This window comes from Herbaspirillum sp. GCM10030257 (assembly GCF_042666555.1).
In the GTDB taxonomy this organism is placed as follows: domain Bacteria; phylum Pseudomonadota; class Gammaproteobacteria; order Burkholderiales; family Burkholderiaceae_D; genus Noviherbaspirillum.
Genome location: NZ_JBHTDH010000044.1, coordinates 1 through 25,400, shown reverse-complemented (window position 1 = coordinate 25,400; position 25,400 = coordinate 1). Strand labels below are relative to the sequence as shown.

General features: G+C 55.8%; 30 protein-coding genes. 22 read left to right on the top strand and 8 right to left on the bottom strand.

Features of this window, described 5'->3' with window-relative positions; genetic code table 11:
- The coding region (locus ACFQUU_RS27405) for a transposase (protein WP_382251583.1) at positions 1 to 247 on the bottom strand (247 nt) is incomplete at its 3' end.
- A 295-nt stretch (positions 248 to 542) separates the two neighbouring features.
- Between ACFQUU_RS27405 and ACFQUU_RS27400 the strand changes: the two genes are divergently transcribed.
- A complete protein-coding gene (locus tag ACFQUU_RS27400; protein ID WP_382251580.1) occupies positions 543 to 671 on the top strand; it encodes a hypothetical protein in 129 nt (42 codons plus the stop codon).
- Positions 672 to 1,379: 708 nt separating this feature from the next.
- Here ACFQUU_RS27400 and ACFQUU_RS27395 read toward each other — a convergent pair.
- Positions 1,380 to 2,600, bottom strand: a complete 1,221-nt coding sequence (locus ACFQUU_RS27395; RefSeq protein WP_382251577.1) for a hypothetical protein — start codon at positions 2,598 to 2,600, stop codon at positions 1,380 to 1,382.
- Between the two features lie 383 nt (positions 2,601 to 2,983).
- Here ACFQUU_RS27395 and ACFQUU_RS27390 point away from each other — a divergent pair, with 383 nt between their 5' ends.
- The 7 genes from ACFQUU_RS27390 to ACFQUU_RS27360 all read left to right on the top strand — a co-directional run bounded on the left by ACFQUU_RS27390 (position 2,984) and on the right by ACFQUU_RS27360 (position 9,404).
- Positions 2,984 to 3,271, top strand: coding sequence for a hypothetical protein (locus ACFQUU_RS27390; protein WP_382251574.1), 288 nt, complete (start codon positions 2,984 to 2,986; stop codon positions 3,269 to 3,271).
- Between the two features lie 13 nt (positions 3,272 to 3,284).
- Positions 3,285 to 4,670, top strand: coding sequence for a hypothetical protein (locus ACFQUU_RS27385; protein ID WP_382251571.1), 1,386 nt, complete (start codon positions 3,285 to 3,287; stop codon positions 4,668 to 4,670).
- A gap of 43 nt (positions 4,671 to 4,713) precedes the next feature.
- Positions 4,714 to 5,061 carry a hypothetical protein gene (locus tag ACFQUU_RS27380; protein WP_382251570.1) on the top strand — a complete coding sequence of 116 codons (348 nt, stop codon included), beginning with the start codon at positions 4,714 to 4,716 and terminating at the stop codon, positions 5,059 to 5,061.
- Entirely contained in the window at positions 5,058 to 5,498 is a 441-nt protein-coding gene (locus tag ACFQUU_RS27375; RefSeq protein WP_382251567.1) for a hypothetical protein, read from the top strand. The genes ACFQUU_RS27380 and ACFQUU_RS27375 overlap by 4 nt, the downstream gene beginning before the upstream one ends.
- On the top strand, positions 5,495 to 5,803 hold the full coding sequence (locus ACFQUU_RS27370) for a hypothetical protein (RefSeq protein WP_382251565.1): 309 nt from the start codon (positions 5,495 to 5,497) through the stop codon (positions 5,801 to 5,803). Before ACFQUU_RS27375 ends, ACFQUU_RS27370 begins: the two co-directional genes overlap by 4 nt.
- A gap of 85 nt (positions 5,804 to 5,888) precedes the next feature.
- A complete protein-coding gene (sctV, locus tag ACFQUU_RS27365) occupies positions 5,889 to 7,979 on the top strand; it encodes a type III secretion system export apparatus subunit SctV (protein ID WP_382251563.1) in 2,091 nt (696 codons plus the stop codon).
- A 345-nt stretch (positions 7,980 to 8,324) separates the two neighbouring features.
- A complete protein-coding gene (locus tag ACFQUU_RS27360) occupies positions 8,325 to 9,404 on the top strand; it encodes a hypothetical protein (protein WP_382251560.1) in 1,080 nt (359 codons plus the stop codon).
- 146 nt (positions 9,405 to 9,550) lie between these two features.
- Here ACFQUU_RS27360 and ACFQUU_RS27355 read toward each other — a convergent pair whose 3' ends face one another.
- Complete coding sequence (locus tag ACFQUU_RS27355) at positions 9,551 to 9,697, bottom strand: hypothetical protein (RefSeq protein WP_382251558.1); 147 nt, start codon at positions 9,695 to 9,697, stop codon at positions 9,551 to 9,553.
- Positions 9,698 to 10,012: 315 nt separating this feature from the next.
- Here ACFQUU_RS27355 and ACFQUU_RS27350 point away from each other — a divergent pair, with 315 nt between their 5' ends.
- The 13 genes from ACFQUU_RS27350 (at position 10,013) to ACFQUU_RS27290 (ending at position 21,001) form a co-directional block, all read left to right on the top strand.
- Positions 10,013 to 11,095, top strand: a complete 1,083-nt coding sequence (locus tag ACFQUU_RS27350) for an FHA domain-containing protein (RefSeq protein WP_382251555.1) — start codon at positions 10,013 to 10,015, stop codon at positions 11,093 to 11,095.
- Positions 11,089 to 12,468: a FliI/YscN family ATPase gene (locus ACFQUU_RS27345; RefSeq protein ID WP_382251554.1), complete on the top strand. Its 1,380-nt coding sequence runs from the start codon at positions 11,089 to 11,091 to the stop codon at positions 12,466 to 12,468. The genes ACFQUU_RS27350 and ACFQUU_RS27345 overlap by 7 nt, the downstream gene beginning before the upstream one ends.
- Positions 12,465 to 12,968 carry a hypothetical protein gene (locus ACFQUU_RS27340; protein WP_382251552.1) on the top strand — a complete coding sequence of 168 codons (504 nt, stop codon included), beginning with the start codon at positions 12,465 to 12,467 and terminating at the stop codon, positions 12,966 to 12,968. The genes ACFQUU_RS27345 and ACFQUU_RS27340 overlap by 4 nt, the downstream gene beginning before the upstream one ends.
- A 121-nt stretch (positions 12,969 to 13,089) precedes the next feature.
- Positions 13,090 to 13,608 carry a hypothetical protein gene (locus ACFQUU_RS27335; protein ID WP_382251550.1) on the top strand — a complete coding sequence of 173 codons (519 nt, stop codon included), beginning with the start codon at positions 13,090 to 13,092 and terminating at the stop codon, positions 13,606 to 13,608.
- A gap of 66 nt (positions 13,609 to 13,674) precedes the next feature.
- The gene (locus ACFQUU_RS27330) at positions 13,675 to 14,883 is read left to right on the top strand and encodes a FliM/FliN family flagellar motor switch protein (protein ID WP_382251547.1); all 1,209 of its coding nucleotides are present in this window, start codon (positions 13,675 to 13,677) and stop codon (positions 14,881 to 14,883) included.
- On the top strand, positions 14,880 to 15,536 hold the full coding sequence (gene sctR, locus ACFQUU_RS27325; RefSeq protein ID WP_382251545.1) for a type III secretion system export apparatus subunit SctR: 657 nt from the start codon (positions 14,880 to 14,882) through the stop codon (positions 15,534 to 15,536). Before ACFQUU_RS27330 ends, sctR begins: the two co-directional genes overlap by 4 nt.
- A 10-nt stretch (positions 15,537 to 15,546) precedes the next feature.
- Positions 15,547 to 15,813 carry a type III secretion system export apparatus subunit SctS gene (gene sctS, locus ACFQUU_RS27320; protein WP_382251542.1) on the top strand — a complete coding sequence of 89 codons (267 nt, stop codon included), beginning with the start codon at positions 15,547 to 15,549 and terminating at the stop codon, positions 15,811 to 15,813.
- 19 nt (positions 15,814 to 15,832) lie between these two features.
- Positions 15,833 to 16,627 carry a type III secretion system export apparatus subunit SctT gene (gene sctT / locus ACFQUU_RS27315; protein ID WP_382251540.1) on the top strand — a complete coding sequence of 265 codons (795 nt, stop codon included), beginning with the start codon at positions 15,833 to 15,835 and terminating at the stop codon, positions 16,625 to 16,627.
- A 19-nt stretch (positions 16,628 to 16,646) separates the two neighbouring features.
- Positions 16,647 to 17,753 (top strand): type III secretion system export apparatus subunit SctU, encoded by a 1,107-nt coding sequence (gene sctU, locus ACFQUU_RS27310; protein ID WP_382251539.1) that lies wholly within the window; start codon positions 16,647 to 16,649, stop codon positions 17,751 to 17,753.
- A 9-nt stretch (positions 17,754 to 17,762) separates the two neighbouring features.
- On the top strand, positions 17,763 to 18,563 hold the full coding sequence (locus ACFQUU_RS27305) for a hypothetical protein (protein WP_382251536.1): 801 nt from the start codon (positions 17,763 to 17,765) through the stop codon (positions 18,561 to 18,563).
- 15 nt (positions 18,564 to 18,578) lie between these two features.
- Positions 18,579 to 19,013: a hypothetical protein gene (locus ACFQUU_RS27300; protein ID WP_382251533.1), complete on the top strand. Its 435-nt coding sequence runs from the start codon at positions 18,579 to 18,581 to the stop codon at positions 19,011 to 19,013.
- 921 nt (positions 19,014 to 19,934) lie between these two features.
- Complete coding sequence (locus ACFQUU_RS27295) at positions 19,935 to 20,144, top strand: hypothetical protein (protein WP_382251530.1); 210 nt, start codon at positions 19,935 to 19,937, stop codon at positions 20,142 to 20,144.
- Positions 20,145 to 20,545: 401 nt separating this feature from the next.
- A complete protein-coding gene (locus tag ACFQUU_RS27290) occupies positions 20,546 to 21,001 on the top strand; it encodes a hypothetical protein (RefSeq protein WP_382251527.1) in 456 nt (151 codons plus the stop codon).
- A 524-nt stretch (positions 21,002 to 21,525) separates the two neighbouring features.
- Here the strand turns inward: ACFQUU_RS27290 and ACFQUU_RS27285 are convergent.
- From ACFQUU_RS27285 to ACFQUU_RS27270, 4 genes are all read right to left on the bottom strand, one after another.
- On the bottom strand, positions 21,526 to 22,083 hold the full coding sequence (locus ACFQUU_RS27285; protein WP_382251525.1) for an RNA polymerase sigma factor: 558 nt from the start codon (positions 22,081 to 22,083) through the stop codon (positions 21,526 to 21,528).
- Positions 22,084 to 22,660: 577 nt separating this feature from the next.
- Positions 22,661 to 22,864, bottom strand: coding sequence for a hypothetical protein (locus ACFQUU_RS27280; RefSeq protein WP_382251522.1), 204 nt, complete (start codon positions 22,862 to 22,864; stop codon positions 22,661 to 22,663).
- Positions 22,865 to 22,873: 9 nt separating this feature from the next.
- Positions 22,874 to 23,347, bottom strand: a complete 474-nt coding sequence (locus ACFQUU_RS27275) for a type III secretion system chaperone (protein ID WP_382251520.1) — start codon at positions 23,345 to 23,347, stop codon at positions 22,874 to 22,876.
- 84 nt (positions 23,348 to 23,431) lie between these two features.
- Entirely contained in the window at positions 23,432 to 23,593 is a 162-nt protein-coding gene (locus ACFQUU_RS27270) for a hypothetical protein (RefSeq protein WP_382251517.1), read from the bottom strand.
- A gap of 232 nt (positions 23,594 to 23,825) precedes the next feature.
- Here ACFQUU_RS27270 and ACFQUU_RS27265 point away from each other — a divergent pair, with 232 nt between their 5' ends.
- Positions 23,826 to 24,029 carry a transposase gene (locus ACFQUU_RS27265; RefSeq protein ID WP_382251515.1) on the top strand — a complete coding sequence of 68 codons (204 nt, stop codon included), beginning with the start codon at positions 23,826 to 23,828 and terminating at the stop codon, positions 24,027 to 24,029.
- Between the two features lie 29 nt (positions 24,030 to 24,058).
- Here ACFQUU_RS27265 and ACFQUU_RS27260 read toward each other — a convergent pair whose 3' ends face one another.
- Entirely contained in the window at positions 24,059 to 25,030 is a 972-nt protein-coding gene (locus ACFQUU_RS27260; RefSeq protein ID WP_382251512.1) for a hypothetical protein, read from the bottom strand.
- Positions 25,031 to 25,400: the final 370 nt, after the last annotated feature.

The window sequence follows — 25,400 nt, the reverse complement described above, 5'->3', positions numbered from 1 at the left end:
CATCTTGCAGCATCGCCTTGTCCAGCGACAGATCGGCGACGAGGCGCTTGAGCTTGGCATTCTCTTCCTGAAGCTGCCGCAATTGCCGCAGCTCCGACGGTCCCATGCCACTGTACTTCTTGCGCCAATTGTAAAAGGTCGCATCCGATACGCCCATCTTGCGACAGACTTCCTCGACCGACGTGCCCAGCTCGGCCTGCTGCAGAGCAAAAGCGATTTGCTCCTCGGTATAGCTGGATTTCTTCACGGCACATACTCCTTCGCGCAATGGCAAATTGTGCCGGATTTCCTAAGTCACGTTTGTCCAGTTTCCCGGTGCAGGGTCACACATCCACAAGCTGTTCGAGCGCCGTTCCATCCAGCATCTCGCACCCCTGAGCGAGATTGCGGCGCACCTGGTTGTCAGTATGAAAAATCGCGTGGACAAGGTCGGCTGGTCTTTTGATAATTCATTCAAGGAAGCGGGAACTATATTGATTACCGGTGCCACACATGAATGCACATTCAACGGTGCAACATTCATTCATTTTTAGGAGAAGATCATGGCACTTGCAGCATTGATTCCTGTAGCTGCTCAAGTATTGGGCGGATTGATGGGTGGCGGCGGCGGTACTCAACAAACGCAGGAAAAGGATCCCAATACACCGGATCCCCATGCGATTGGGAACTGATTGCCCGATATTTTACGGTGAATCACCTCTGGTGAAGAGCGTGCGATGCACGCTCTTCACTATTTGAGTGATCGGTTGGGCAGAGCAAGCCCAATCAGCGATTCACGAACATCATCTCAAATTTCAAAGCGCTAATTCAGCGCGATAGCGGTAGTTCCGGCTTCATCTGGAAGCATACCTTACCCAGAAGGCATCTCCCGATTCGATAGAGACGCAAAGCCCGGTCAATCTGGTGGCCGGTAGAGTGCGCCACGCGCACGATGATCACATGCACACCCTACAGCAATCCATGTAGATATGCACCCGAGCGTGTACCTTGTACAGCAGGGTAGTATTACTGCTTCATAAGCCCATCGCTGCCAGGCTTCTTCCTCCCCTTGCAAGGACGCCCGGCGTAGGGGGAAGTTGAGATGGGGCGGCTCGCGCAGGGGTAGTGCGCTCGAGTTACCGCAACGATGTCTCGTGCGCACTAGCCCTCCCTAACCTTTCCCCTGCACGAAACCTTACAACGAAGTTTTGTGACGCAGTAGTTGGGTGGACGCGTGGACTGTCTCCAGGTATCGTCGTTTTTCTTCAAGTCTTCACCGCGTGGGCACCTGGTCAAGCCAATGTGACGATTCAATTTTTCTGCTTGTGTCCAGATACCCTGCTTCACCTTTCGCTGGCACGACAATCAGTGCGTCGCGAATTTCGTAAATCTCAAGAGTGCTACTTCTTCTTGGCCCACTTTTCGATGTCCCTGAAAGACAGCTTGCCGTCATGTCCACCCGTGGTGGCGGACTCAAGCGTCGCAAAGAAACCTCCGCCGTTTTCCATGATCTTTTCCGCAGCGTTGCGCACATTATCGGATACACGGATTCTCGTCCCGTCGCCTTTGGTCAGATAACCTGTCTCGGCGATTTCTTCCATCTGCTCCACCGAGAGCATGGCGCAACCGGCCTCTGCTTTCATGAAGTCGTGTATGGCGTTGGCCGCCTTATTTCTGGATAGCGGGCGGTAGGTGTAATCGTCACCCTCGTCGTCGATGCATGGCTGATGGCTGGAGAGTTTTCCCTTCTCGCGGGCGACGTTGATGTCGCTCATGGAAAGTTTTCCATCGTGCTGGCCGTTCTTGATGGACTCGACTCGCGCAAACAGCGCACCGCCGTCGGCCATGAATGCCCGTGCCGCAGCGCGTTCCTTCGCCGATATCTGGACGCGCGAGCCGTCCGGTTTCTTCAGATAGCCTGTTTCCGCCATCAGCTGCATTTGCTCGACGGTGAGCATGCCGCCTCCCAGATGATGCTTCTGGAGATGCTGAATCGTCTTCGCAGCACTCTTTTCGGAAGGGCGAAGATCGTCCCAGCATGCAGGCAGTGTGTAGAGCTCGCAGGTCGGGAGCGAAAACAGCGGCTCATAGCTGAATTCATTGCATTCGTCCGACAGCAGGTGTTTCTTCTTCGCGCAGTCGATGTCGCCGATGGAAAGCAGGCCGTCATGCTTGCCGTTGCCGGCCGATTCGACCCGAGCGAAGAGCTCGCCGCCATTGACCATGAACGCTTGTGCAGCGCGCTGCACCTTCTCAGAGACCTTGATGCGTGTTCCGTTGCTTTTCGTCAGGTAACCGGTGTCGGCCATCTCTTTCATCTGTTCGACAGAGATTTTTGCGCCGCCCAACTCTTTTTTCTGGAAGCTTTTGATGGTGTTGGCAGCGCTTTTTGCCGATGGCAGCGCATCAGCTTGCTCCTCGATCAGCGCTTCCTTGAGCCAGGTTTTCAATACCTTCGGCAGACATAAATCATCAATCATGTTCAGCAGTGATTTGAATGAATTCTGTTCCTTTGGATGGCAATGCGGCGTCTGGAAGAACATCAACGATGAGAAATTCTTCATGTATTCCTTGCAGTCCAGGAATCCGGATCCAAACAGCTGCTTGATGTCGATGTTCATGTTCGTGCCTTCATAAAATGCAGGTTGTTGTTGATGAGGCCGGTTCGCCGGGAGGCATGAATGACAATCCCGTCCAGGGCGATTTCACCGGTACACCCATGTGTGACGGACGGGCTGCCGCAGTTCCATGTCTGCCTGTTGAAAAACTTGTGTGGGCCAATGCAGTTCAGTCGAGGACGCTTGTTCCGGCGAAAGCAGGTATCCGGTGTCGTATAGGAACGATTCAAGCACTGCTCGCGTGGCTTTCCTCTTTCCAGACAGTATGCAGGGAACCCATTCAGGTCATGCCGCCACATATGTGCAACGACCGACTGCATGGTGTTCGGCCTCGGGCATTCAACCCGCCCTGGCAGCATGCCGCAGGAAACTGGGGGAGGATGGACATGAAACCACTGCATGACGCCGCCATTGAGCGTCCCGAGAGCGCATTCGATGTGGAACTGGTGATTCTCGGTACGCTCACCAAGGCAGTCATGACCCGGACAATCCAGGTGTTGGCCGAGACGAAAAGCGGGACCCAGAAAATCTGCACGGCTTACTACCGGCGTAGCGAGATGCGCAAAGCGACAGAGGCGGCAAAGGTCGGATGTCGGCACGGCAGACTTGTCTGTCGAAGCCCGCTCGCTTTCCTGACGAGGGACGGCGGGATGGAACCGAGACTTTCGATATAACCACTGATCGATCATGAAATCGCTCAATTCAAATCCTTTTGCCTCGCCAGCTGTGCCCGTCGTTGTTCCGGCAAATCCACGCCATACGACGAATGGGGTGCATCATAATGCGCCGATTGCCACTTCGAGCGACAAGAAGGTCAAGAGCGCGGAAAACTATGGACAGGTCCAGGTCACAGGGTTGCCCATATTTCATGTCTTGGCGGGAGTGTTGGAGAAGGAAGAGCATGACGACCATCCTGCGGATAAACGTGGCAAGCAGGTCCAAGGGAACGTGAAGACACTGAGCCATCGGCTACCGACTACTCAGCGGCGGCAATCCAAGAAAGACGAGAAAAAGGCTGTCAGTGCCGCAGCGGTGCACATGGGAAAGGGTGATGATGAGGAAGAGGAATTCCTGCATCGTGCAGCATCAAATACGCTGGAAATATTGCGCACCCAAGGATGGCTTTCGTTCCGGTCGCTGTTGAGCACCAAATATCAGGATCCCCTGGAACGCTACGCACTGCTGCATGGCATCATGACTGAAGTCGCAAAGGATGATTCTGCGCCGGTCTCTGTTAGACACACCCTGAAGGTGATGAAGTCCGAGCTCCTTCTGAAGCACGGCGAAGCATTGCGCAACGGACTGGCTGGGCGGGATGCGATGCAATCGGCGTTGGACTTGATGTCGGCGAACACCGGAATTGCGCCAGCATCGATACACGAGCTGCGCAATCTGTACGGTGCGAAAGGCAATGGAAAAAGCGATGCGCCCTTGACGGCATACACGCTGGCGAAGGTCTTGCAAAACAAATTTGGCGCCGAATACTTCAGCGGTGCGCTGGCGGACCTGCGCCAGAAGATGGCGATTGATCTGATGCCTGACATTAACCGTTCGAGACAGCGTCTTCAGCCTCCCTATCTGTGGCTGACTTTGTCAGACGCAGCCGCTTTCAATTCCGTGCAATCGAGTTTCGGCATTGCCTGCGACCTGCGGCGTGACTTGACGGAAAAGGCCTTGGTCATGCCCAAGGCAAGCCATGCCACCATTGCGGTCGCATTGCTGGGTATTGCAGAAAGCGGAGGCAAAGGCAAAGGGAGCATTCTGGTGAACCAGATTGTCGATACGCGCAATCTTGATAGCCTCCAGCAGGCAGCGGTGAGCCGTACCATTGGAGGAGCGGTCAGGAAACTGCCCCTCACCATGTGGCCCGCGGACAAACTGCCGCAACGCGCGGAGCTGATTGCCGAACTGGACGAGATGGTGATCGTGGGGCACAAGGATATCCAAACGTGGCAGAAGAGGGCCGAGGATAAAGAACAACAATGGCTCGCCCAGCTTGCGGAGAAAAAAGCGGAGATGAACGATCAACAGTCGAATGCCCGGATCCTGGGCACGGCAGCGCCCGCAGCATAATGCCGAGCTATGTGAATCGTGGACAAATCCATGTGACGGAGACATGATGGACCAACTGGAAATACTAATGAACCTCTGTGCTGTTGCCCGCATCGAACAAGCTGTTGCGAGCCAGCGTCTGGACGACGGGATGCAGATGCTGGTGTATCCGATGGACAGCGGGATGCTCCTCGGCCTCGGCTATGAAGGGAATGAGGCGCATCGCGTGCATGCCGAGGAAATTTTGCGTAGACGTTCTCAAGACATCGAGCAGCTTTGCACATGGCTGCCGGCGATGTTCTCGGATGGAGGGGTATATGTCGTCCGGCGTTTTAATCATATTCCCGATGTCGATGAGGCCCCACCACTCTCTGAGGACGAGTTGACGGCAGCAATGGAGATGCTGGCGTGAGCCTATCCACTGGTTCCGGCGTTGGCCGTGTCGGCCCCGGTTATGGCACCGATGTCGGCGAAATACATACGACCGGCGGAGTTGACGTCCTGCAGCCGATGCTGCGGGAATTGTTGTCTCCCGAGCAGCAGGCGCTGTCGCTGCCGCAACGCGATTCGACCACGACCACGCTCGCACCGCTGACCCGCTTCCTCGGCCCGGCGCTGACAGTGGCCAATCCCGTCTGGTCGGGCGATCCGGTTCCGCGCATGCGGGCTTTGCAAAAAATTCTCATCGAGCGTGCGCTCGCATTGCCCGAAGCGGAACGGACGGAATACCTGGCCGCCATTTCCGTCATCGATCGGGACGTGCAATTGCGCCTGCGGTTGCAGCAGATGTATATGAGCGATGCCGAAATGCATACCCAACCCGAAAAAGCGGAAGGAGCGGCCGCATGAGACGAAAAGTCGTACGCGAAACGGAATCGCGCGAGCTAATCATCGCCATCGGCCTGGTTTGGGGACACCTGAATTCCTCCCAGTTCGAAGAAGCCTGGCAACTGGCGAAAGCCTGTCTGCACATCTGGCCGGACGAACCGCGACTGGCAATGATGTACGCCTATGCGGCGGTCGAAGTACTCGAGCCGCTTGATGACAGGATGCGTGCGCTCCTGAGCCAGGGGAGATGTCCGGAATGGGAGGCATTGGTCCTGCGCCGTGCCGATATGCACAATAAAGCAAAGTCGGAAATGATGAGTTCCTGACGTCTGCAGTTCGCCGGATTACCTCTGGCCGCCATAGCGCAAACACAAACGATTGCAATAACGAGAGCAACACGGAGAAAACACAATGAAGCTGGACATGGTCATCGCGCTGAACAAATTCGCGGCGAAAGCGGCGAAGCGCGCCGAATTGTTCGCCGCCGCGGTTGTGATCGCGATCGTCTTCATGCTCGTGCTGCCGATGCCGGTATGGCTGCTCGACATCCTGATTGCATGCAACCTGTGTGTGGCCGGCCTGATGGTCGTGGTATCGATGTACATGGCGGGCCCGACCGCGTTCACGACCTTCCCCGCCGTCCTGCTGATAACGACCCTGTTCCGTCTCGCGCTGGAAGTGGCGACGACCCGCCTGATCCTGCTCGAAGCCTATGCCGGCCACATTGTTGAAACCTTCGGTAATTTCGTGGTGGGCGGCAACCTGGTGGTCGGTCTGGTGGTGTTCCTGATTCTGACGGTCGTGCAGTTCATCGTCATCACCAAGGGTTCGGAGCGGGTGTCGGAAGTATCGGCGCGGTTCTCGCTGGATGCGATGCCCGGCAAGCAGATGTCGATCGACAGCGATTTGCGCTCGGGGATATTGACTGCGGACGAGGCCAAGAAAAAACGTGCCGAGCTGGGCAAGGAGAGCCAGCTGCACGGAGCGATGGACGGCGCGATGAAGTTCGTCAAGGGAGACGCTATCGCCGGCCTGATCATCGTTGCGGTCAATCTCATCGGCGGCATTTCGATCGGCATTCTGCAGCGTGACATGAGCGCCGGCGATGCGATGCGCCTGTATTCCATCCTGTCGATCGGCGATGCGCTGATTGCCCAGATCCCCGCGCTCCTGATTTCACTGTCCGCCGGCATGATCACGACACGCATCGCCGACGACGACCACGAAGAGGGCGAAAAACCCAACATCGGCCAGGACATCGTGTCCGAACTGTTTGCCGAGCCCAGGGCCCTGCTCACCGCATCGGTGATCATGGTGTTGTTCGGCCTGATACCGGGGATGCCGACGCTTGTTTTCCTCATGCTCGCCGCGGCGCTGGCGGTCGGTGGTTCGATCGGGATACTGAAACCGCTTGCCGATGCGCAAGCACAGCATCAGGAGGAAGAAGACGACAAGAAGAATGCAAAGATCGTCGATTTGACCACCTTCTCCGCCACCAAGCCGTTCATCGTACGCATGTCTCCGAATATGCAACTATTTCCGGCGACCGAAGGGATTGTCAGGGCAATACGTCTCATGCGTAATGCCGTGCTGGAGCAAAAGGGTATCCCCGATCTGCAACCTATCGAATTCGACTTCAAGGAAACGGTGCCTCTGTCGCGTATCCAGTTCCTGATGTCCGAAGTGCCGCTCGTCGATGTCGAGATCCGTAGCGGCTGGGCAGCCGTGGTGGAGACGCTGGAGCGCATGACCGAGCTTGGTTTCGAGGCGACGGAAGACAGCATCGCCGGCACACGCCGGCGCCGTGTCTGGGTAAAGATGGAAGAGGAAGAAAAACTCAAGGAATGCGGTATCCGCTACATGCCGTGGGAAGAAGTATTTGCCGCCGATGTTGAAGTGGAGATGCTACGCAATTGCCAGATGTTCGTCGGCGTGCATGAAGTGCAGCGTTTTACGCGGTGGGCGGAACGGCGCTTCCCGGAGCTGGGGAAGGAAATCTCGAAAACCGTCACCCTGCCGCGTCTGACCGAAGTCGTCCAGCGCCTCGCGCGCGAAGGCGTCGCATTGCGCAATGCGCGCCTCCTGCTGGAAACCGTGCTGGAATGGGCGCAAAAGGAGCGCGACTCCGACGTAGTGGCAGACCACGTCCGCCTTGCCTTCAAACGGCAGCTTTGCCATGAAGTCGCGCGGGATGGTCTGATCGAAGTCGTCCTCCTTTCGCCGGAACTGGAAGACAAGCTGCGCAACGCCATGCGCCAGACCAGCCAGGGTACCTACCTCGACCTCGATCCGGAAACCGAACAAGCCATTCTCGACAATCTCGGTACGCTTGCCGGCACTGGCGGCACACCCGCCTTGCCGCCGGTGCTGGTCACCGCAGCCGACATCCGCCGCTCGGTGCGCAAGCTGATCGAAGAAGAATTCTTCTCGGTCCCTGTGTTCGCCTTCCCTGAGCTGACGCAGCATGCACGAGTGCAGCCGGTGGGGATGATCGAAATCTGACGCCGGAGCAAGGTCTGGCTTCCCGGTAGATCTGCCACATTGAATTTCGGCTGCCTTGGCGGTAGATCTTCGCGGACATTGCCGAAATTATCCCCGTGCCACATGGTGCCAGCCAAAATTTTTGAACACTGCATACCGTTCTGCATATCGTTGAATGCACCCGGTGCGTGATCGTTAGTCAAAGTGTGGGAAAAAATCCTGCAATGCGACGGAACCGGAGTCGTCGTATCCGTCACCAATGAGTACGGCTCGCATCCGATGTATGCGGCTGCCAGCCGGCCGGAATTTATCTCGAGCGGGATTGCCGCGCACAGCATTTCAGACCCCAACTTTTGGAGATATAGCATGAGTAATACAATGCCTAGTTACATTCCTGAGCAGTATCACAATCCCCGCTACATTCAGGTAGATCCGGACAACAAAGATCCTGACGTGTATGACGTGGAAACAGGCATGATCATCAACAGCAAGACCGGTGAGATTGTCGGCAGTGCGGACCCCGGCCAGAAAAATTATGACGGCTCCAAGACGGATCTAACTAATGTCTCGTACAAGAAGAAGGATATAGAGAGCGACGCGTCGCAGGTGACGGATTTTTTGGACAAGCAAATTGAAGGCTTGAATGGCAAGATTAAAGACTTGACACAGCAATTACTGAGTGCGCAAGACAGACAGGACCCGAATGCGGGCGCTATTCAAGAGGAGCTCACCAAGCTGAAAAATCTTAGGAGCGAACTCTGGGAAAAGAACGAGAACATCAAGAATGCCAAAACGCCTTCTGAAAAGACCAAGGCGATTGAGGCTGCGCTGCAAACTTCGCTGGAGGCGGATAAGTCGTTGGCTCCCCCGGCGGGAGGCGGTGGTAGCAATCCTCCGGCCCCTAACCCTCCGGGTCCCAATCCTCCGGGCCCCGCTCCTCTCGCCCCTCCCGAGGGGGAGGAGTGGAGCACCGATCCTATGGTCCGCAAAGGGCAGGAATGGCGAGCCAAACACCCGAACGCCTTAGGGATTAAAGGGGGTGGCCCCAAGATGGATCCCAAGATGGCTGCAAACTTGTTATACGACGGCGATTTCGGCCACCACAAGGGGGGCGTCATGGCTAGAATCCGGGAGGTCACCGGAGGAGATGATTTTGTGAGCAGACAGGATCTTGCAGATATCCTTGCAGATAAAGGTAAATCGGACCGATTCAGCGAGAGCGAGCTTGCCGCTATCGCATACCTTGTAGAGAACAAGTTTGCCTTCGACGCAATCGACTCAGCCACTGATGGCGAGGTGGATGGCGTGATCGACTTCGGGGACTATAACGCCGAACCTGGGGATGGTGATTTAGCCAACTATCTTGAAGAGAATGCCACGCTGTGGGGCGACAGCACCAAAAATAAAGCCCCTGAATATGTAACAAGCGACCGCTATAACAAGTAGTATGGTTCCAGCATGGCGGCAGGCGGCCTCCTCAAGAGGTAATCCTTGCATGGCTGGCCTGCGGTAATGCCATGGTTTGTTAGATATGATTCAGCCGGGCGGGACCTGTGTTCACTCGGTTCTCAACCCGGCTGTGCACGCCCCGGTCAGTCGGACACGTAAATACCGGCACGCACACATCGATGACATGTCGAATAGGTCCAGTCGACATGCGTCTCACGTACACGTATTGGCAGTTCAATCGTTGCGTTCAGCAACATCTCGCTCCAGGTGGCGCCTGCCTTACTTTGCATTGAGTGTCTTGTACCCTGTCATCAGAATTTTATTGTCAAGCGCATAGTCTCCGTAAGCGGCCTGGCAAACCAGATTGCGGTCGCGTAATGCCCCAGCGTGTGATAGCAATGCAGACCTATAACGTAACAAATGAAATAGACCGATTTTTTGACTGAATGGGTAGGGTTCTTCTAGCCCAAAGTCCCATTCCCACGGATTTTGCGGCATCACAGCTTCACGGATAGGCGGTCATCCCTTCCCATCGATCGATGGAACCATATCCGGATATCCCGCCACTCATGCATATGAGATAGTCATCGAGCAGGAGCCCCATCATGTATGAATTAAGAATCTTGAGCGGTCTGCATCGCGGTGCGACGCTGCCGCTGGACAATCGTCCTCATGTTCTCGGTGCCAGCGATGATGCCGATGTGGTGCTGGTCGATCCCGGGATCGAGCCGCAGCATGCGACCCTGTCGTTGTCGGAGACCGGCTGGTCGCTGACAGAGCTGAGCGGCAGCATCCTGGGCGCCGGCAGCAATGACCCGCAGTCGCTGATCGACCTTGCGCCGGGCGAGTTTGCACGCGTGTGCAATGTCTGGCTGACCGTGGTCGAGCAGGGCGCACCCTGGGAGAATCCGCCGCCGGAGCCGGTCGACCAACCGATTGACGAAACGGATGCATCGGACCAGATCCCGCTGTCGGAACTCGTGTCCGACGCGCCGCTGGCCGCTACAGGTGATGATGGAGGCGTTTCGGAAGCCATGAGTGACGGATCGGTGACCGTCACCAAGACCGGCAAAACCGTCAAGAGCGGGCGGAAAGTGGTCTATGTCTCGCTGGCGGTCGCGACGGTGCTCTCGGCGGCGGCGTATGCCATCACCTCCAAGCCCGAGCCGACGCGCGAGCTCGCAAAGCTGGATGCGCGCGCGCATATCGGCTCCTCCGCACGGCAGGCGCATCGCCCGGCGGACAAGACTGTCGCCGCCGCGTTCGATGCGGTCAATCCCGACGGCTCGGCGCAACGGCCCATGACGGCGGAGGAGCTACGAAAGGCTTTCCGCAAGCGCCTTGCGGAAGCGGATCTGCTCAAACGCTTCGACCTGAGCTTGCAGGACCAGCAGTGGTTCATGCAGGCAGCGCTGGACGACGACGAAGCGGCGCGCTTCGAACGTATCCTGACCGCTTTCATCAAGACGCACAACATTACTTTTCCCGTACATGCGAAGGTCGGCAGCGCCGAAGCCATGTTGCCCTTCAAGATCCAGCAGGTGATCACTGGCGCGAACGCCAGTATCGTGACGCAGGACGGCGACCGGCTGTATGTCGGCGATGAATTCAAGGGCGTGAAGCTGGCGGCGATCCAGGCAAGCAAGCTCACGTTCACCGGCAAGCGCAAGATTGAGGTGAAATGGTGATCGCGTCCGCTGCGATCGATCCAACAATTGCCGAGGCGCTGGCGGCCATTCGGCCGAAGGTTCCCGAATGGCTGGGCGCGCTGCCGAAGAATCCAGGCTTCACGAGCCGAGGCAAGGTATCGCAGGTGCTGGGCACGCTGATCGAGGCGCACATGCCGCCGGTGCAGATCGGCGAGCTGTGTCATTTGCTCGATCCGGCCAAAGGCGAACCCATGCTGGCCGAAGTGGTCGGCTTCACCGACAAAGCGGCGATCCTGTCGGCCTTGAGTCCGCTCGAGGGCGTGTCCAACCGTACCGTGATCGAGCCCCTGCGCCGCGCGCACATGGTGGAGTCCGGCGATCATTTACTGGGCAGCGTGCTGGACGGGTTTGGCCGGCATCTGTTCCGCGCGCCTGCGGCGAAGGATCATGTCGGCACCTGGCGGGAATGGGTGCCGGTGATTCGCGGCGCGCCGGCCGCCACGGACCGGCCGCGCATCTCGCAGGCATTGCCGACCGGCGTGCGTGCAATCGACGGCATGATGACGATGGGCGTCGGTCAGCGCATCGGCGTGTTTGCCGGCCCGGGTTGCGGCAAGACGACCCTGATGGCGGCGGTGGCGCGCGGTTGCCAGGCTGATGCGATCATCTTTGGATTAATCGGCGAGCGCGGGCGGGAATTGAACGAGTTTCTGCAGCATGAACTGGACGAGGAACTGGTCAAGAAAACCATCATCGTGGTCGCCACCTCGGATCGCACCTCCATGGAACGCGCACGCGCCGCATTCACGGCGACGGCAATTGCCGAGGGCTTCCGCAAGCGCGGAAAGAAAGTGCTGCTGCTGATCGATTCGCTGACGCGTTTTGCGCGTGCACAGCGTGAGATCGGCCTCGCAGCCGGAGAGCCGCCGGCCCGCGGCGGTTTCACGCCGTCGGTGTACACGATGCTGCCGCGCCTGATCGAACGCGCCGGCAGCACGCCGGATGGTTCCATCACCGCGATGTACACGGTGCTGGTGGATGGCGAGAACGCCTCCGATCCGATCGGCGATGAAGCGAAGTCGCTGCTGGACGGGCATATCCTGCTGACGAAGAAACTTGCGGAGCAGGGGCACTATCCAGCCATCGACGTGCTGGCCTCCATCAGCCGGATCATGGGCAACGTGGCGACGAAGGAACATCGCAGCGCGGCGTCGCGCTTCCGCGAACTGATGGCCCGCTATCAGGAAATGGAGTTGCTGATTCGCCTGGGCGAGTACAAATCGGGCACGGATCCGGTCGCGGATCGGGCGGTCGAATTGCGGCCGCAGCAGCTGGCGCTGTTGCGTCAGGACACTTCCAGCAGTGCGGATTTCGATGAAACCATTTCCACTCTGAAGGCGTTGGCCAAATGAACTCGGCGGGCGGTCAGAGCGGATTCGGCGGCCCGCGCGCGAAGCGGGAAGTCATCGATGTACCTGAACCGAAGGTGCAGGATCGGAGTCTCGACAAGCTGTTATCGGTGCGCAAACAACGCATCGACCGGCTGGAACGCGAGCGCAGGGAGATGCGCGACGCATGGCGCAAAACGCGCGCCGCTCTGCATGACCGCAAGCAGGGCTGGCGCGACGCGGAGCAGGCGTACAAGGATTTCTGGGAGGAGGCGCGCGCAAACTTTTTTCAGATGAGCACGACCAGCGGACAGTTTCGCAAAGCCAAGGCGATTTACGAGCGGATGAAGGGCGATGCCGCGCAATTGCGTCTGGAGTGCCTGGATGAGGTGGCGCGATGCAAGAGGGGCCGAACAAAATTCTTTGAAGCGAAGCAGAGGCTGCTGCAGGCGCATCGACAGCAGGAAAAGCTGAGCATTCTGCGCGATGAACTCCTGAAGTTGACCACCTTGAACGAGATGTGACATGACGAGCGTACGCCTGCCTCCCGTTACTTTCCCCGAACCCGAGAAGGCGGCGGCCAAGACCGAGCGCCGCCAGGAGCGGCCGAAATCGTTTGTCCCGCCCAAGCCGTCGGCGCCGTCCGTGCCTTCCTCCCCCCACGTGCCCCCGGCACGCCAAAGACCAAACCCGGTGCCCCAGCAGCGTTCGGGCGAGCGGACTGCCGCGCGCGACAGAACCCACAGTGCGAACCATCCCGCATCGCTCTCGAACGATTCCGCGCAATCCGGTGCGGCGGCGTGTGGCCCGTTTCCCTGGATAGCAGAACGTGGCGGGAGCGATGGGAGTGGTGGCGATGAGGGCAGCGGGTCCGGCGCCGATGCGTCGGGCGGCGTCCATGCCGCGGGGCTCGATAGCGACCTCGATTGCGGCACGCTGGCCGATGAACTGCTGCCGATGACGGCCGATGACGGCATCTTCGAGATCCTGATGCCGAACGGCGGAACCCTGGGTGTGGCCGTCAGCATCCAGTCCGCGCAGGTCCGGCTGCTGCTGAGTCCATCCGATCCCAAACTCGGCGAACGTCTGCGACGAAAGAAAATGGAACTGGAAGGGGTTCTCGGACGACGTATGGAAAAGGACGTGGACATCACCGTGCTGTAGCAGCGCTGCCGGCAACGAGCGCAGCCGGACGAAAGTGGTGACACGGTGAGATGCAGCCAGACCAACGTGAACCCACTCATGCCGGATATCGAATCCCTTGTTGATTGTTTTTCCTCGCCAGCCAGTGACGCGGTAATTCCCGTTACCGCCGCGCTGGCCACGGTAACCGCAGAGGACGCCGATCTTTCCCGCCTGCTCGGACGCGGGTGTTCGATGGCACTGCCATGGCTGGAGCCGAACGCAACGCTTGAACTGCGCATGGCGGACGCTACATCTACATCAACATCGTCCGAATCGCTGACGTTGCAAGGTGCATTCGGTACGGTCGACATCGAAGACGGCGCCCGCTTCCTTCGTACATTGACCGGAATCGACCTGACCGGAGAGCTGCGCGCGGACGATGCACGCTGGACATGGATGCAGGCGGCCTGCATCGGCAAGCTGGCCGGAACGCCTTTTGCCGATGTCGTAGCGATCGGCCGCACTGCCGGGACGCCAGCGGCGAATGTCCGTACATTGCAGCTAAGCTTGCGCACCCGGGGGCATGCAGTCCTGGTACATGCGAGGGCAGTAGCTGGTACATGGCTGAACCTTCTCCGCGCCACCAAATGGACACCAAGCCGGGCGCCTCTGTCCGAGCTCTTCGGCCTGGCAATCGAGATGCCGGTGCGCGTCGCACGACACACCTTGCCTGCAAGCGCGCTGAAGGCAGTCGCCGCGGGCGACATCCTCGTGCCGGACAGTCCGAATTTCATGTGTAACGGCACAGGGTCCATCCGGCTCGGTGCAGTGCATGCGCACGTTCAATACCAAGCGCCATGCAGCCTTAATATCATTGCCCTGGAGAATAGAGTGGAAGCGATCGAACAGAATATGAACGATTATGACGATGAATTCGCTGAATCGCTGGTCGAGGACGCGCAGGAAATCACTGTCGATGAATCGCTGGTCACAGCACTTTCCGACGACGATCCGGGAGAGCACGACGCTGCATCACGCGAGATGGACGCGCTGTCGGACGACCTGCGGCAGGAAGCAGCGGAGCATGCATCCGCGCTCGACACGGTGCCGGTCACGCTGGATTTCGAGATGGGCAAGGCCCGCATGTCGCTCGGTGAATTGCGCACGCTGGGACCTGGCACCATCGTTCCCTTCAAGGGCGGATCGCCGACATCCATCGCCATCCTGTCGGCCGGCCGCCGGCTCGGGTGCGGTGAACTGGTGGAGGTTGACGGTCAGCTCGCGATCCGCATCACGCAGTGGGGCCGGACATGATGAGCGGTCAATACGATGTCGTTTCGTTTGCGATCCTGCTGGGGCTGCTGTCGCTGGTCCCCTTGCTGATCGTGACGACGACGTCGTTCCTGAAGATCTCGCTGGTACTGATTGTGCTGCGTAACGCAATCGGCGTGCAGCAGGTGCCGCCGACTCTGGCGATCTACGGCATCTCCCTGGCGCTCAGCATATTCGTGATGGCGCCAACCGTGCAGGAGATCGGCAAGCATGCAATGAACATCGAGGTGTCGGGTAAGTCGCCGACCGCGCCCGTGATCGAGCAGGCGCAGCAGGCGTTCGAGCCTTTGCGCAAGTTCATGTTGAAGTACAGTCGCCCCGACCAGCGCGAACTCTTCCTGGCATCGGCAAAAAAATTGTGGCCCAAGGATGCCGGCGACAAGGCAACGTCGAGCGATGCGCTGATTCTGATTCCGGCGTTCGTGGTGTCGGAGCTGCAGACCGGGTACGAAATCGGGTTCCTGATCTACATTCCGTTTGTCGTGATCGATCTGCTCATTTCCAATCTGCTGATGGCGCTCGGTATGCAGCAGATGAGCCCGCAGACCATCACGATTCCGTTGAAGCTGCTGTTGTTTACCCTGGTTGACGGCTGGGGCAAGCTGCTCAATGCCCTCGCCATGTCCTACGCCTAGGAGTCCGCACATGTCGGCAGACACGCTCAATTTCTTCCAGCAGGGCCTGTGGCTGGCGATCGTACTATCCGCGCCGCCCCTGATCGCGGCGACACTGTTCGGCGTCGTCGTGTCCCTGATTCAGGCGGTCACGCAGATCCAGGACCAGACGCTTCCGTATGTGGTGAAACTCCTGTCGGTGTCGCTGGTCGTCGCGGGGGTTGGCCGGTGGTTCGGCAGCGAACTGTTGCAGCTCACCAATCAGGCCTTCATGCTGATTCCGTTCGTCGGCCGCTGACCGCGCCGGCTTCTTTATCATGTCAAGCTCACTCCTCGTCGATCTTCAGACAACGCTGATCAGCATGTCGCTGATTACGCCCCGCGCCCTGGTGTGCCTGATGATCCTCCCGGGGTTCAGTTTGCGCACCTTGACGGGCATGGCGCGCAACGGCGTGGCGATTGCGATTGCGTTGCCTGCGGCGTTGCCGACTTTTCTCTATGTACAGCAGACGCCGCCGGATTTCTTCATGGCGCTAATGCTCGTTTTCAAGGAAGCGGGGATTGGCTGCATGCTCGGCGTGCTGCTGTCGATACCGATATGGGCCACTCAGTCGATCGGCTCCATTCTCGACACGCAGCGCTCGCCGATCCAGATCCAATCCAACAATGCTTCCGTCGACCAGGATGCGAGCGCAACCGGTGCGCTGATGCTGCAGGCGATTGTGCTGGTGATGATTCAGGCCGGGCTGTTCGTTGCGCTGGCGCGCATCCTGATCGAGAGCTACGGGACATGGCCTGCATTCAGCCTGTTGCCGCCTTTCGAACCTGGGCACTTCGACGTGCTGATCAAGCGTTTCGGCGAGTTGTTCTGGCACATTATCGTCTACGGCGGGCCGGTGCTGATCCCTCTGCTGCTGATCGATTTCGGCTTTGCCATACTCGGCGTGTTTGCTTCCAACCTGCAGATCTCCTTTGCGTCGTCGCCGGTCAAGAGCCTGGTTGGTCTCTTCATACTGCTGGTCTATTGGCCTACATTCTCGCATCACGCAGCCGGCGATTTTGCGCACATGCTGGATCTTGCCGCCACACTGCTGCAGGCGTCACCCAGATGAGCGACTAGAAAGGCGTGCCGTGAGCGAAGAAAAGAACGAACAACCTACCGACAAAAAAATAGAGGATGCCCGAAAGAAGGGCCAGGTCCCGGTGAGCAAGGACATGGCCCGCCTGGCGTCGCTTCTGGTCGTTGGTGAATTGGCTTTCATGACCGAACCGTTATGGCATGAGGCCATCAATGCCTTGTTCGCACTACCTTTGCCCCGCATCGGCCAGCCGTTCGCTCCTGCGCTGATGGAGATGCTCGTTGCGGCGGGAATTCTGCTCCTGATCGTTTTCGCCACGCTTTTCGTGGTATGCATCGTGGTCGGGGTCGCCGCGCATTGGGGGCAGTTCGGCATGCTGATTGCGCCGGAGGCCGTCACGCCGTCGTTCGACAAACTTAACCCGGTCAACGGCATCAAGCAGCTTTTCAGCAAGAAGAAACTGATGGAGTTGTTGTTGACAATATTCAAGGCGGTATTGATCGGATGGATCGTCTTCATTCTTGCGCGCGACCAGCTGCCGAATATCGTTCAATTGTCCACGGGCGCACCGAAGGATGTGTATTCCGGATTCATCGCGCTGTTGCGCACGATCTTTCACGTCATTCTGGGGGTGTGCCTGTGTCTGGCGATCATTGATTTTGCGGTGCAAAAGCACTCCCACACCAAGTCACTGATGATGGATATGGAAGAAATCAAGCGCGAGCACAAGGAGTCGGAGGGTGATCCGATGATCAAAGGGATGCGCAAGCAGATTGCGAGACAACTCGCGATGTCGGGCCCCGTCGCGAAGACGGAACAGGCCAACGCCGTGGTCGTCAATCCGACGCACTTCGCCGTTGCCATGTTCTACGACCCGGACGAGACAATAGTGCCGGTGGTTCTGGCAAAAGGCAAGGATGACGTGGCGCAGGCGATGATCTTGCGGGCGCGCGAATGCGGCATCCCGGTGATCCGTCATGTGTGGCTTGCGCGAACGCTGTATGCGACGTGCAAAGATGACACATTAGTGCCACGATCCAGCTATGAGGCGGTTGCGCACGTCTACGCCGTGGTGAACGAGCTGCACGCAGCGGATGACGTCAGCCGCTCCGTGGAGCTGGAGAGTCTGGGAGAGCCGCCCGACTCCTTCAAGACTTGAAGGAAGAGTATGAAAACAAACACCCTTGCAAAGAGAGCGACATTACATTCCACGGTTGACAATGCTGACGCCACTCCACCGTCGGCAACTGATGTTGAAGGAGGAAGTCAGTTGACGGGCTCGGTCGTCACTGTCGCGACAGCACAAAAGAATTCCGCACAGCTTAAATTCGGCGATGCTTCCGATGACACGCAGGATCAACGTTGCCGGAAAACGAGTGCTCAGAAACACCTGACCCATGACACCGCCGACCCATCGGAAGACAAGAAAAAGAATCCCGCAGGGGCAGTGAAACCGCATGGTGTGCTGCATGCCAAGGGATTGCGGCACGCCCTCAATGTAGAGCGGTCGCGTGAGGCGAACGGGCAACGTGAGGAAGATCCCGATCCTTCCGGAGATCAGGGCGCGAAGTCGTTGACGATCGGCGACATGAACATGGCAGTCGCATTTGATGCCGTCATGGAAAAAGACTTTGGCAAGGATGAAAAGGTATCCTCCGACCCACGGCCGTCGAAGCGGGGCGATGATCGATTTGAAAGGGAACATGGAACACGCGATCTCTTTTCAGTGGAGGGCACCTTGCCTGCTGCGGAAAGCCGCGTTGAGTATCTGGCAATGGTTGCCGTTCCTGGAGGAACGACACTCGCTTCGCCGCAATTGGGAAAGACAACCGGACTGCGTGCGTTGCGGCCGAAATCGCGTGTCGAGTGTGAGCGCCGCTGCGGATCGGATGGTTTTTGTGATCCGTCCGATGAGCGCGGATGCGGCGGGGAGTTCTGCATTCGCTTGAAATTGCCGGAACTCTTTTGAGCGGCGTTGCCACTCATGAATGCAGTACGCGATCAATTTTTCAATTTTTCAGGGAGAACTATTATGGGTAACGGAGTGGGTGGAGTTGGTGGCGGTAATGTTCATTTTGGTGGACAGGAGGTCAATGTCAAAGACTTGAAACCGGCGGATCTGGAAAAGATTTTTGCGGATCCGAATGCCTTGCAGGGCGAGAAAGACGCGGCCTTGAAGGAGTTGTTGAAACGCCTGCTAGAAGAAGAAAAAGCTGGCGGTCCGGAAGGGGCAGGTGGCGGTGGCGGTCAGAAGGGCAAAGTCGCGGAGCTGCTTGAGAAGTTGAGGGACGGAAGCATTACGCCGGAAGAGATGGAGGAATTGAAAAAATTAACCGGGAAGAGTGAGGAAGAGCTGGAAAAAATGGTAAAAGGCGATGGCGGCGAGGGCGGTGGAGGTACCGGCGGCGACCAAATTTAGTAGTCACGCAGCATGACCTGGTCTGACAAATGCCCGATTTGTACAGGGCATGTCAGACAAGGTTTGTTTTTTCTGGTTTGTGGCAAGCGCAATCTCATCTAACACTACTGCCCGATTTGACAAGGCGATTGTCAAATCGAATCAACCTCGCTATGTGGTCGCTTCAGATAATGTCATACATCTTGTGGCTCGAAGTCGAGTTAAGAAATCTCGATGCAAGGCACTCCTGAACTGTTCACAAAAGCGTGCCAGTAGCAGGATCATTCTCTTCACCTTCCGCTTTGTGCCCGAGTGCGTTTTATCAGTAGGCAATCAAACCGAAAATTTATACGGCGCGGCAGTCCAGCCATGCCATCAAACAGCGCGGAAATGCAATCAGAGCCGGGTCCGAATTCGACGCCCACGTCTGAACAAGTCTGGTGCAAGCGCGTCACGTATTTTCCACCGAAATCACGCCATTGTCTGTGCAATGGTGGCCAAATCAGCCGTCATGCACGGCTCGTGTTACTAAACAATTATTTCCCGATTGAGTCGTTCTGGATCTGGCTTCCACGAGATTCATGTATGAGATTCTTGTGTAAATGCAGTTAAGCAGCGAAAATGCTTTATGCACTGCTTACATTCCGGCGGGACAAATCCATGAGATTGTCCCATGTATATGGGAGGAAGAAAGGCTGAGACCGGGTATAAGATCTCGATGTGGTGTATCAATTAACCCTGAATCGATCATTGCAAGATCCGACAGACCAGTCATCGTTTGTGAAGCGTCGGATACGTTGTCGATGACTGGTGATGGGCCTAACCATGTGTGATGCAGCATATCTTGCGTGATCGGCACATGAGACGCCGTCCAAGGAAACTGTCGGGGGTGTGAGCTGAAATGGATCTTATAGCTGATAAAAAACTCATTCGGAGATTTTTATGAAGATGGTGTTGTGCTTGATTGGACTGTTGTTTATTTTTTTCGCGTCGCTCCTCTGGGTCGCTTCTTCGCCGAGCAGTATCTACTACCTGAGTCTTGGCGAGTTTCTAACACTTTTTACGGTTGGCGCGCTATTGGTGGCGCCACAAGTCATTTCCCAAGCCCATCAATTCTTGACCTCCGGTTCTTCCGACCAGGTGCCATTCTAAGAGCACCTATCAAAATGACGATGGCAACGCGCGCCGACGAAGACAGTACAGACGTACGGCTAGGAGACCTCGGCGACCCCAAGTAACGCGGCAAGCGGCATTTTGATAGGTGCTCTAAGCAACGGTAAACATTCCTATCCGTAGCGCGGGTTTCCACGCATTGGCTGACATGACTTGAATACGAATGTAATAACCCAGGTGGAACTTGATCTTCCTATGCTGCTACTAAAGTAAGTACAGGATATATTTTTACCGTTGGATGCGTATTTGATTAAAGCACGCAGACTCTTAAAAAGAGTGCCATTGCAAACGCGGCACAATTGCTTTGTCCTACCAAGTTGATGCAATCAATAGTCGGTAGCATGATCGGAAAACTTTCCTCAAACGGATAATACAAAGGCGTGATTTTGCAGCGTGATACTTCAGATAAATTCGGTTCGCTTGACGGCACTGCGTCGGCGCTGAAACGGTTTCTGCAAGAACTTGCTGAGCTCACGGGTATACACAACGATGATTCAATGCCGGTACTGGAATTTCGGTTTGACGATGTCGTCGCTCGAGTTTCTCAAACAGTCAATAACGAGCGACATTGCCTGTCAATCATTTTGCAGCTGCCACGTAGCCGGCAAAGCGGTTACCGGACGCGGGCCGTCGAACAATTGCTTTTCTTCGCGGTGAGCATGGTACAACCAGAAGTGCTATGGAACGCGGATGACGGTTGCTATGTCGTTGTTCATTACATACCGACGGAATTTTTCCCGGATGAAGTCAGCATACTGGACGCAATACTCGATACGTCAAACCAGGCGCGTCAATGGCATGCCGCACTTTGCGGGGGCGAACCTGACGGTTCATGAGAGGAACCGAGCCGATATTGATCTGATATCAGTGGTGCAAGCGCGACGCGAATCAGAATTTCGGTTTTGAAGATAAGAACTGGATGAGCTGATAAATCAACTCTGGAAGAATCAACAGGGTGCCGATAACGATTGCCCCAATCAATTCCTGCGTTGTCATGAAATAAAAGTTATTTGATGTCGTGAAGACCCGAACGAATATTGAACAGGAAATGATAAAAAACCCGATTCTCCAAAATAATTTTCTCATTACGTATAGAGTCTGAATAAGAAATATCAGCAAGCGAAATCATCAGCAAATCGCTCGCGCCTAATAATGACAGGACGGAGATAGAGGTCTGCTGGACCGTATTCCAGTCAGATATTGTTCAGCCTAGGTTGACCCGGTCCTTAATGGTCGAACGAGTTATCCAAACGCTTCGGGCAGACATAGCGACATCTTGCTCCAGGTTGTCATTTACAGACAAACCCGCAGCGAATAGAGCGTATTGGCCAGGCGGCGCACAGCGTGCCGCCGCCTGGTGTTACTGCGAACATTCAGCCCGTACCGAAGCGCGTACGCGTGATACGCGGGATCGTACAGTGCCTACGGGGATATGCAGTTGTTCGGCAGCCTGTTCGTAAGTCGATTCGCCATCAAGCACTGCTTCAAACGTGGCACGGATATCGCGTGGTAGTGATTCAAGCAATGCCTCAACCTTGTTAGCGATCTGACGCATTTCAACCAGATGAGCAGGATCCGCGTGCATGTCGACGATCTGGTCAAGCAGTGCATCGTCGATTGGCTCATGCATATGTGCGCAGTTTCGGCGGACCTGATTACGTGCGAGATTGAGCGCGATACCGAATAGCCAGGTCGATGGCTTCGACAAACCGGCGAAACGATCCGCACAACGCATCGCTTCCATGAAGGTGTTTTGCACTACATCCTCAGCATCTTCCGCATTACGCACATAGCGCTGCACGAAACGGAGCAGATGATGATGATGTTGGCGGTACAGCTGGTTCAAGTCGATTGTGTTGCCTGTTGCGTTCTTATTGACTAATTTGCCCTCTGTCGATGCAAGCGCCTTTTCCATCATGTTCTTCTCCCTGGATAATATTCACGTTCAAGTTGGCAACCTGGATATCGGGTATCGCGCTGATTTTTTATGATTGCGATTACCGTGACTTGACGATAGCAGCCGGGATGTGGAGAGTATGGATTCTGTGAGGATTAGTGAGACATTGAGAAATGTTGAGAAAATTGTTCCTTATTTTCATCATTGGATTGGAACTGTGCAAAGACGTTTTCCACGTACTTTAATTTCACTACGCGGATGTCATGGATGCATGGGGCATTTACGGAATGCGAGATGAAATCACTTGGGTAAGACAATAGCTGTCAAAACATGTGTTGAAGTTTTAGACTGCTCCGGGTCCGATCCTCAATGACCATTGACATCAAGCCGGGTGGCACAAGCCAAGGCGTGTTGCGGACGTACGCCTATGAAAACGCTATTGGATGGAAAGGAGGCGTGGCACGATAGAATCACCACATTGAATAACTGATTTGGCCTGGCAATTGCCCGCACCAGATTGGGCAACTGTCAGATGAGATCGCGTCTACGACAACTGAAATTTGCTGAGCGCATGCTGCTTGAATCGGAGTGCACCAAATTAGAACGGCGATTGGATTACCGATGCGCCCGCCAGCGATATGGAAGGTTCCAACTTGCCGAGATCAAGCTTCATCTCTTTCTTCGCTCTCTTCGCTTTTTGCACGACACGCACTACTCCCTGATTCAGGGGGCTTTCGGCGTCGGTAGGTTCTGGCGCAGTGCTTCCCGAGGGCGGAATCGAATTAATTTTCGGACTAACCATTTCCATCTCTTATCTGAGCACAGCCAGTAACGCCGACGCCGAGTGGCGTGCATGCAGCGCTTCACTGGTATTCGCTCTCATGCATGTCTTTAACTTATTGACCAGGGTCGCGCGTGACTCGAGCAGATAATGCAGCCACTGGTCCAGCGTATCGATCTTGAGATCCGCAATGGCGATGCTGACATGGCATATCGCCATATTTCGCTGGACGGAGAGGATGCCGTGCGCCATGCTGGAGCCGAGAAAGTTCAGTTCAAGCATACGTGCAAACATACGCAGACGCGCATCATTCGCCTTGGGCAATGAGAGTATCGGCGTATAGACATACAGACGGCCTTGTTCGCTGTCTTGTTCAAGAAATAACTCAACGCCATCCTTCAAGCGCAAACCTACCGCACCTTGCGTGGATAATTTCAGATTAGTGATGCCGTAGCGATGACCCAGTTCGGCAAGAAGCAAATTCAGTTTTTGAACATCAGGCATGTTTTATGACTGGTACGGCGATATCTTGGCATGGTAGCGCGGCACATGCCTTCAGATGTTCGCGTTATCGGGAAGAGCAGGAAGTTAGCCTAGTTTCATGAGCTTGCATTCACGTTCGCGGCGGATTTCCATAAGCCGCGCCAGTGCAAAACTGCGGGCTTCAACAATGCGCTCCGCCTGCGAATCGAGGCTGCGAAGCTGCCAATGTATTACCATTCGGTGCAGCAACCGGATAAATTCATTCATCTCATCACTCCATGGATTTGGACGTCGTGGACAGTTGTTTCTACAAAACTGCATTCTCAGCAATGAGTGGTAGATGGGGTTTTGCTGGTTCCGTCTGAAATCATGTGTTGGCGCAGAAAAGACAGGTACACTAACCGGTGTTGAACCGCTGGCGACCCCTGTGTCGTCATACATTCACTGATGAAGAGCTCGCCGCGTCACAGGCAGTCGCATGCTCAATGCAAGGCGCTGCATGCAATTATGCGTGCGCACCGTTGAGTGCGATCTGCTGCGAGAGCGGCTCAAGGCATTCCAGCACACGTTCTTTGCCGCTCGAAGCGAAGCACGAGACGTCGAGCAGCGCGGCCTGTTCCTGAAAGAAGCCGCTCCTGCCGAGGAAAACTGGCCCAAAGCGCCGAGGACTACGACGCGCTATTGCCATGACGCCCGCGGGTAAGCCGTGGTACTTTTACGGCAGCTTTCTTTTTAACGAACTACATTCTGCAAATATTCAAACGCTATTTTTTCTCCATCACGTTTGAGCTTAAATCCGACGGTAGATTCTCCTGTAACCGATTCCGGACGATTTTCTCCGGCATCATCTCTGACGATTGGAATATTCTCGGTTCGCATCAGCTCTCTCAAGTCGTCAACGAACTTTTTCCCTTGTTGTGCATACTGATTCGCGCTTTCTTCGCTACAGTTCGGAATCATTTTTTGAAAAACAGACGGGGTCACACATCCACGGACCAGAATTGCTGAAATTTGCTTAAGGCCGTTTTCAATTAAAAGCTCTTTGTATTCCTTTAACGTCTCCCTTGCCTTTGTATTGCGAGAATCAACGTGAAATATGCGGCCATTGCGCTTTTTCTCGTCGTCCGATGCACCCGTCATAATGACTGCAACGCATGGGCCAAGAGCGTTAGTCAAGCATGGATAATCGGTGCGTGACGTTCCTGCGGAGGCCGGGTAATCGCCATTTACCCTATTACTGACCAATTTGTAAGACTGCCTTTGTGAAAGTCTTTCCATAGTCGAAGTGGAAGTGACCTCTACAGAATCCTGGATTTGTTGTGATGCCACGTCCTTCAGAACTTCCAGAAAATCGTGGAATACCAGGAACGGTGCCTGCACACCCGAAAAAATCAGCGTGTTCAGGTTTGGAAAGCTGTCGTCCGCTCCAAGGAGGTCCTGATACAGCAATTCAGCCCACCATTCAAGCGCACTAAAGTTATTTAGTGTGATCGGCAAATCGGCCGCATACGGCAGGACCGCAATGTTATTCTGCTCAAGAAACGCAATTACTTTGTCTAAATCGAGATTGTGCGGTACATGCATGGATTCCAGCGTCGCTGCTCGTGCGCTTTCTGTTGGAACCAATGTTTTCTTTCCTAATGCAAGCGTTATGTTTCTATTAATGCCCTGAAATGGTCGCGGTGGAATGGCGCGATTGCGCATAGCCGCCGATGACTATATGACGTCTTTCCTAAGCCATGAGTTGTTGTACTACTGGTTTAACGCGCAATGCCACTAATAGAATGTGAACCTGCCGCTTGTAGCGTCGAAGCACGCAAGCGTCTCCCGATCAGGTTGAGATGTGAAAACGAAGTCATGGCAGTTTTGGCAAACTGCCGCCAAACGAAGGGAACGAACCGGGTAAGCCAAACCTGTTGCGACCGCGCTACATCCTGACTCTACAAGCTAGAGCATTTTCATGTTGAGTTGCGCCATTAAAGGAGCTGAACTTACAGCAGGATCAAGTGGTCAGATTGGCACTCATGGTGAAGCGGAGGTTGTTATGGCATGGCATCTTGGTCAAGCCTACGGG

Bases quoted from the DNA above. Each gene is read 5' to 3' on its own strand.
- ACFQUU_RS27400 (WP_382251580.1), top strand. From the start codon at position 543: ATGGCACTTGCAGCATTGATTCCTGTAGCTGCTCAAGTATTGGGCGGA.
- ACFQUU_RS27395 (WP_382251577.1), bottom strand. From the start codon at position 2,600: ATGAACATCGACATCAAGCAGCTGTTTGGATCCGGATTCCTGGACTGC.
- ACFQUU_RS27390 (WP_382251574.1), top strand. From the start codon at position 2,984: ATGAAACCACTGCATGACGCCGCCATTGAGCGTCCCGAGAGCGCATTC.
- ACFQUU_RS27385 (WP_382251571.1), top strand. From the start codon at position 3,285: ATGAAATCGCTCAATTCAAATCCTTTTGCCTCGCCAGCTGTGCCCGTC.
- ACFQUU_RS27380 (WP_382251570.1), top strand. From the start codon at position 4,714: ATGATGGACCAACTGGAAATACTAATGAACCTCTGTGCTGTTGCCCGC.
- ACFQUU_RS27370 (WP_382251565.1), top strand. From the start codon at position 5,495: ATGAGACGAAAAGTCGTACGCGAAACGGAATCGCGCGAGCTAATCATC.
- sctV (WP_382251563.1), top strand. From the start codon at position 5,889: ATGAAGCTGGACATGGTCATCGCGCTGAACAAATTCGCGGCGAAAGCG.
- ACFQUU_RS27360 (WP_382251560.1), top strand. From the start codon at position 8,325: ATGAGTAATACAATGCCTAGTTACATTCCTGAGCAGTATCACAATCCC.
- ACFQUU_RS27355 (WP_382251558.1), bottom strand. From the start codon at position 9,697: ATGCAAAGTAAGGCAGGCGCCACCTGGAGCGAGATGTTGCTGAACGCA.
- ACFQUU_RS27350 (WP_382251555.1), top strand. From the start codon at position 10,013: ATGTATGAATTAAGAATCTTGAGCGGTCTGCATCGCGGTGCGACGCTG.
- ACFQUU_RS27345 (WP_382251554.1), top strand. From the start codon at position 11,089: ATGGTGATCGCGTCCGCTGCGATCGATCCAACAATTGCCGAGGCGCTG.
- ACFQUU_RS27340 (WP_382251552.1), top strand. From the start codon at position 12,465: ATGAACTCGGCGGGCGGTCAGAGCGGATTCGGCGGCCCGCGCGCGAAG.
- sctR (WP_382251545.1), top strand. From the start codon at position 14,880: ATGATGAGCGGTCAATACGATGTCGTTTCGTTTGCGATCCTGCTGGGG.
- sctS (WP_382251542.1), top strand. From the start codon at position 15,547: ATGTCGGCAGACACGCTCAATTTCTTCCAGCAGGGCCTGTGGCTGGCG.
- sctT (WP_382251540.1), top strand. From the start codon at position 15,833: ATGTCAAGCTCACTCCTCGTCGATCTTCAGACAACGCTGATCAGCATG.
- ACFQUU_RS27305 (WP_382251536.1), top strand. From the start codon at position 17,763: ATGAAAACAAACACCCTTGCAAAGAGAGCGACATTACATTCCACGGTT.
- ACFQUU_RS27300 (WP_382251533.1), top strand. From the start codon at position 18,579: ATGAATGCAGTACGCGATCAATTTTTCAATTTTTCAGGGAGAACTATT.
- ACFQUU_RS27295 (WP_382251530.1), top strand. From the start codon at position 19,935: ATGAAGATGGTGTTGTGCTTGATTGGACTGTTGTTTATTTTTTTCGCG.
- ACFQUU_RS27285 (WP_382251525.1), bottom strand. From the start codon at position 22,083: ATGATGGAAAAGGCGCTTGCATCGACAGAGGGCAAATTAGTCAATAAG.
- ACFQUU_RS27280 (WP_382251522.1), bottom strand. From the start codon at position 22,864: ATGGTTAGTCCGAAAATTAATTCGATTCCGCCCTCGGGAAGCACTGCG.
- ACFQUU_RS27275 (WP_382251520.1), bottom strand. From the start codon at position 23,347: ATGCCTGATGTTCAAAAACTGAATTTGCTTCTTGCCGAACTGGGTCAT.
- ACFQUU_RS27270 (WP_382251517.1), bottom strand. From the start codon at position 23,593: ATGAATGAATTTATCCGGTTGCTGCACCGAATGGTAATACATTGGCAG.
- ACFQUU_RS27265 (WP_382251515.1), top strand. From the start codon at position 23,826: ATGCAATTATGCGTGCGCACCGTTGAGTGCGATCTGCTGCGAGAGCGG.
- ACFQUU_RS27260 (WP_382251512.1), bottom strand. From the start codon at position 25,030: ATGCGCAATCGCGCCATTCCACCGCGACCATTTCAGGGCATTAATAGA.